The following is a 5,986-nucleotide window of genomic DNA, read 5'->3' as shown; positions in this document are numbered from 1 at the left end:
CCCCCCAAATCCCTGTCGAATTCCGGCCAGCGTGTTTGACGGGGCGCCTGAGATCAAAAGCTAGATCAAGATCAGGATCAAGAGCGGCTCGCTTCGCATCGTGGTTACCTTGGTTACCGTGGTTGCTGCAGCGTTGTGTAGATACTTATGCCACCGATGGCGGTAGGTCAGGTACTGATACACCCCCATCGGGGGCAAACCCCTTCCCACATTTGATCTCCTGCGTTATTACAGGTCGCGCACCACCCGAAACCCAATCCAATCCCCCCGCGTCTGCGGGTAGATGTTGTTGCGGTTGCCCGAGCGCGAGAACACTGGCGCTTCTCCCCAGTCATTGCCGCGAATCATGTAGCCCTCGCAGTTCGGCGCCATCCACGCACTGCCGTCGGTAGGCGCGCCGATGTAGTTGGCGTGCTCGCAGTCGGCCACCCGTTCGTAGACGTTGCCATGCATGTCGTACATGCCAAATGCATTCGGCGGGTAGCTGCCGACCGGCGACGAGTAGCTGTACCCATCGGCCGGGCCATAGGTGTTGGCGTGCTTGGCGATGCTGTAGCCCTTGCCCTCATCGAACGGGAAGGGGAACGGCCCGGTAGAACCGGCGCGCGCAGCGTATTCACGTTGGGCTTCGCTGACCATGTGGTATTGCTGGCCGGTTTTTTTCGACAGCCAGGCCACGTACTGCTTGATGTCCTCCATGTCCATGCACACTGCCGGTTGGCGCGGGCCCTGGGGGTAGCGTGGCTTGCTGGCGATGCATTCGCGGCCGGGGCGGGTGTCACCGTCGGCGATCTTCACTCCGGTCTGGCGGATGTAGCTGTCCCATTCGCCGGCGGTGATGTGGAAGCGGCTCATGGCGAACGGCTTGGCGAAGGTCACGTCGTGCATCGGGCCTTCATCCGGCTCGCGGCCGACTTCATCCTCTGGCGTGCCCATGGTGAAGGTGCCGGCGGGCAGCACCACCATTTCCGGGCAGTCCTTGCAGTCCTTGAACACTTTGCCGGGTTGTGGCGCGGCGGCCTGGGCCAGGCTTGGCAGCAAGGCACCGCACAGGGCAGTGAGTGCCAATGCCGTGAGGGGTTTGTTCATGGAGTCCTCTCATTCAACGTGGAAAAGGTGTGCGTTACACCCGCTGGCCCAGCAACGTCATGAAGCGCTGGATTTCTGCGGAAGAGTTAAGCAGGCCAGGCGCGGTGCGGATCACCGGGCCGACATCACGGTCTACCGCGTCAATCACCACACGGTTTCTCATCATGTAGGCGGCTACGGCGTCACTGTCCTGGCCCTTGACCCTGAAAAAGGTAAAACCGGCCGACAGTTCGGGGCTGTGCGGGGTCACCAGTTCGATCTGCGGGTGTGCCAGCAGTTGCTCTTTCAGTTCGGTGTTCAGCGCATGGATGCGCGCCTGCACCTGCGCCTTGCCCAGCTGCAGGTGCAGTTTGAAGGCCTCGTCCGCTGCCCAGCGATGCTCAAAGGCGTGGTAGCCGCCTGGGGTCATGCTGGTGGCGAAGTCTTTGTCTTCGGAGAAGGTCGGCACCATGGGGGTCACGTAGTTGTTTTGCGGGTCGCGGGCGCACACCAGTCCGGTGCCGCGTGGGCCGAACATCCACTTGTGGGTGCCGGCGATGAAGAAGTCACAGTGCATGTCCGGGAAATCGAGGTTTTCCACGCCGAAACCATGCACGCCGTCGACCACGTAGAGGAGGCGGTCCTTGTCGTCACGGTTGCGGTTGTGTTCTTCCACCAGCTTGCCGATTTCGCCGATGGGCAGTTTCACGCCGCTGCCGGACTGCACCCAGGTCATGCCGAGTACGCGCGTGTTGGGGCGGATATTGCGCTGGATGTTGCCCAGCACCTCGTCGATGGACACGCGGTTGGCGTTGTCGAACAGGCGAATCTTGCGAACCTGGGTCTGCTCCTTGCGCACGCGAAAGTCCAGGCTGTACTCGGTGGCATAGTGCTCGTGGACGGTGGTGAGGATCTCCTGGTCCGGCCGTACCTTGATCCCGCCATAAATCATCGCCAGCCCTTCGGAGGTGCTGCTGGTGAGGGCGATCTGCGCCGGTGCGGCCTTCAGGTAGCGGCCGGCCCACTCGCGCACCTGGCCTTCGCGCTTCCAGGCTTCCTGCAGGTCCCAGTCCATGGCCAGCCCTGGGTTGCGGTCGATCTGTGCGCGGTAACGCTCAATGGCCTCGCGCACCGGCTTGGGGTGCGTAGCCACCAGGAAATTGGAAAAGTGCAGGTAGTCCGGGTCCTGGTTAAACAGTTGCTTGAGCCCCGTCCATGGGGCATCGGTTGCGTTGGCGGCGACGGCCTGCGGGAGCAGGGCGACGCCCAGTGGCAGGCTGGCGGCAAATACACCAGCCTGTTTGAGGAACGTACGGCGGTCGGTCATGGACGGGCTTCTAGATGATTAGCGGTTGGCCAAGGGCTTGGCGGCTTTTTGTACCTGGTCCCACACCCGCAGGAAGTTGCCTCCCCACAGCTTGGCGATGTCGGCTTCGGAGTAGCCGCGCTGGATCAGTTCGGCGGTGACGTTGCGTATTTCGCCGACGTTGTTCCAGCCCTCGACGCCGCCGCCGTCGTTGAAGTCCGACGCCAGGCCGACATGGTCGATGCCGATCTTGCGCACGGTGTAGTCGATGGCATCCCCCAGGTCCTTGAGGGTGGCCTTGGGTTCCTCATCGAGGATGGCGTACAGCGCGCTGGCGTACTCGCCGAACTTGTGTTCGGGCCAGGCGGCGATGATTGCGTCGCCCGGCATCAGCGCCATGGCCAAGTTGGGCAGGGGTGGCAGGTCAAAGCGGGCGCGCAGGGCGTTGAGCTTGTCTTGGGTCGGCTGGCTCAGTGGGCGCAGGTAGGCGGAGAACCCCACGATCTGTACCACGCCACCGCTGTGCTTGATCAGTTGCAGCTCTTTGTCGCTCAGGTTGCGCGGGATATCCACTGCCGCGCGCGGCGCCGAGTGCGACGCCACCATCGGCGTACGACTCAATTGCGCCACTTGCTCCAAGGCTTTGGTCGACATCTGCGACACATCGATGATGACCCCCAGGTCATTGAGGCGCTGCACCGCCTGCTTGCCGATCTCCGACAAACCGTCGAGGGCGTCGGTGGAGTCATTGAAAAACGGCAGCGGGCGCGACGAGTCCGACCAGGCGTTATTGCCCACATAGCTGAAGCCGAACATGCGCATGCCGCGTGCCGCCCACAGGTCCAACTGGTTCAGGTCGTTGCCCAGCGGGTAGGCGTTGAGCATGCTGATGAAAATCGCGAATTTGCCTTCGCCATGCAGGCGCCGGAAATCATCCGGGGTGTAGGCGATGGCGACCTGGTTGGGGTAGTCGCGCACCATGCCGCTGATAATCGTGTAGCGCACTTCCTGTTCGTGGCGCGCGGCTTCGACAAAACCGTCGGTGGGCTTGTGCGGCGCGTTGGGACCGTTCCAGATTTCCGGCCAGCCGAAAATCGTCAGGGCTGCACCGGACAAGCGCCCGCGTGCCGCCTTGGCCAGGTCGAACTGGCCCTCACCGTCCTTGTCGGCCTCGTTGCCGGCGGTGCCGAAATCCACCGGCACGGTGATGTGGCTGTCGAACGACAGCAGCCGATCCTGCATTTCATTGGCCTGCTTGATCACCTCCAGCGGGTAACCGGCGTTGCCCTTGAACCAGTGATCCCAGACCAGGAAACCGGCCCCGGCACCGATGGCCAGTGCCAGCGGCAAGCCGATATACAGCGCCTTTTTCGAACGTGGTTTTGTCATTGCCATCTCAGTCAGTTGAGGCCTTCGCTATCAGGGAGGAACGAGTGATGGGCAGGGAAATTTAGGCGGGCAGGGCGTGGCGGTAAATTTCCCCGGCGTGCAAACGTTCTAGCTCTGATAAAGCCGTTTCCTAAGGTAGACAATGACCATCTCTCGACGTGGGTTCATCGCAGGCCTGGCACTGACAGGCGCCGCTGTGCCGGCAGCCTTCTATGCCCATCGCGAGTTGACGCGCGAAGAAGAATTCCCCATCACCCCCGGCGAAGCCACCGTGGACCTGGCCGACACCGCCGGCCAGCACCTGGCGAACACGCTGCGCGGGGTCTGGGACCTGCGCCTGGAAGGCCGCGATGCCGGCCTCAAGGACCTGCCGTTGCAAGGCCTGGCGCTGTTGCTCGACATCGCCCCCCGTGGGCGTGGCCTGCGCGGCTACCTGGACACCGCCGCCAACCTGCGCGCCGAAGGCGAACCGCGTTACCGCGTGCTCGGTGATCTGCTGACCGGGGAGAGCGCCGTGCTGTACTGGCGGTTGATCGACCGGGACTCGGCCGATGGCACGCCGGCCTATGAATTCAAGATGACCCTCGACGAAGTCTGGGCCGACTTCGGCAACGCCGGCAGTGGCACCCTCAGCGGGCAGATCCTCGACCTCGACCGCCCGTTGGCGCTCGTTGAGCGCGACAACCGTTTCATCGCCCATAAACAGTGGTTCCCCGAAGCCCGCCAGCGTATCGGCCTCAACCCGACCCTGCTGGCCTGGCTGATTTCCCCCGAGCACCGCCTGTTCCACCAGCTGTGGCACGCCAGTCGTGACCAGTGGCACAAACTCTCCGAAGAAAAACGCGACGCCCTGCGTGGCATCGGCTGGCAGCCCGGCCCGCGTGGCCAGGAGCGCGACGCACGGGGCAAGCGCAAGGACCGTAACGGCTCGGGGATCGACTTCTTCTTCATGCACCGGCACATGCTCGGCACCGCGCGCTCAATGCAGGACCTGCCCTCATGGCCGCAGTTCCCCGAGCCGCAACCGGCCCTGGAGCGTGATCGCCTGGGCTTTCTGCGCTATTTCGACAACCACGATGGCTTCGCGCTGCCACCGACCTGGTCGGCACCGGACGACGGCGACTACACCCAGTGGGTCAGCGACATCAAGAGCGCCGAGACCTACCACAGTAACTTCCAGGTCTGGGAGTCCCAATACCGCGACCCGCGCTACCTGGCCAAATTCACCCTGGGGCAGTTGGGCTCCGAGATGGAACTGGGCCTGCACGACTGGCTGCACATGCGCTGGGCCTCAGTGCCGCGCGACCCGTCGAACGGCGCGCCCGTGCCCTTCGCCCGCGACCCCTCCGACTTCGCCCCGCGCTGGTACGCGGCGGAAAACGACTTCCTAGGCGATCCGTTTTCCTCGCACGTCAACCCGGTGTTCTGGCACTTCCACGGCTGGATCGATGACCGTATCGAAGACTGGTTCCGCGCCCATGAACGCTTCAATCCAGGCGAAGTCAGGCGCATGGAGGTCAACGGCGTAGCCTGGTTCGCACCGGGCCGCTGGGTGGAAGTCGGCGACCCTTGGCTCGGCCCGGACACCCATGGCTGCAGCACCACACCGGGCCTGCAGATGGGCCGGTCGATGGAGATGGACCCGGAGACCATGAAGCTGGCGCTGCGCATTACCTTCGGTGAAGACGAAAACCTATTACAGGGCCTGTTCAAGCGCGTGCCAAGACGACCGTGGTACGCCCGCCACCTCAAACTGCCCTCCGCCTGAATCTGTGGTGGGCGGGCCTGTTGTGATGGGCAGGCTCGTTGTAGTGAGTGGGCTTTTTGTGGTGAGCGGGCTTGCCCCGCGCTGGGCTGCGAAGCAGCCCCAACACGGCCACCGCGTTCTTTCAGGTAAAACGAGTTGGCCGGATTAGGGCCGCTTCGCAGCCCAGCGCGGGGCAAGCCCGCTCACCACAACAAGCCCGATCACCACAAGGGCCCGCCAGCCACAGGCGTAAGGTGTTTTCATTGAGATTGAACCAACCCTGATCTCTCTTGTCCCCGCTTACCATGTCACCCCCCGCCTGCCAAATCCCTTAATTTTCCAAGCCTGCCGGAAGCCTCTCCAGGCCCCCGGCTGCGCCCGCTATTTTTTGGATGCGCGGCGCCCAGCACCCGATTTACGCGGCAGCTGAAAACGGACTTTCTCCTCAACCGTGACTTACCAGGCAGGTTACCCCC

At 63.3% G+C, this 5,986-nt stretch carries 4 protein-coding genes; 1 reads left to right on the top strand and 3 read right to left on the bottom strand.

Annotation, left to right across the window (positions count from 1 at the left end; genetic code table 11):
- Positions 1 to 228 precede the first annotated feature (228 nt).
- From pvdO to pvdM, 3 genes are read right to left on the bottom strand one after another with little or no spacing between them, the layout of a single operon-like run.
- On the bottom strand, positions 229 to 1,089 hold the full coding sequence (pvdO, locus tag AO064_RS15820) for a dihydropyoverdine dehydrogenase (RefSeq protein ID WP_064053932.1): 861 nt from the start codon (positions 1,087 to 1,089) through the stop codon (positions 229 to 231).
- Positions 1,090 to 1,123: 34 nt separating this feature from the next.
- Positions 1,124 to 2,395 (bottom strand): pyoverdine-tailoring periplasmic protein PvdN, encoded by a 1,272-nt coding sequence (gene pvdN, locus AO064_RS15815; protein WP_064053931.1) that lies wholly within the window; start codon positions 2,393 to 2,395, stop codon positions 1,124 to 1,126.
- An 18-nt stretch (positions 2,396 to 2,413) separates the two neighbouring features.
- Positions 2,414 to 3,763, bottom strand: a complete 1,350-nt coding sequence (pvdM, locus tag AO064_RS15810; protein ID WP_064053930.1) for a pyoverdine-tailoring dipeptidase-like protein PvdM — start codon at positions 3,761 to 3,763, stop codon at positions 2,414 to 2,416.
- Between the two features lie 142 nt (positions 3,764 to 3,905).
- Between pvdM and pvdP the strand changes: the two genes are divergently transcribed.
- Positions 3,906 to 5,531: a pyoverdine maturation tyrosinase PvdP gene (pvdP, locus tag AO064_RS15805; protein WP_064053929.1), complete on the top strand. Its 1,626-nt coding sequence runs from the start codon at positions 3,906 to 3,908 to the stop codon at positions 5,529 to 5,531.
- Positions 5,532 to 5,986: the final 455 nt, after the last annotated feature.

This window comes from Pseudomonas marginalis, from assembly GCF_001645105.1.
Taxonomy (GTDB): Bacteria; Pseudomonadota; Gammaproteobacteria; order Pseudomonadales; family Pseudomonadaceae; genus Aquipseudomonas; species Aquipseudomonas petroselini.
This window is presented reverse-complemented; position numbering and strand designations above follow the sequence as displayed.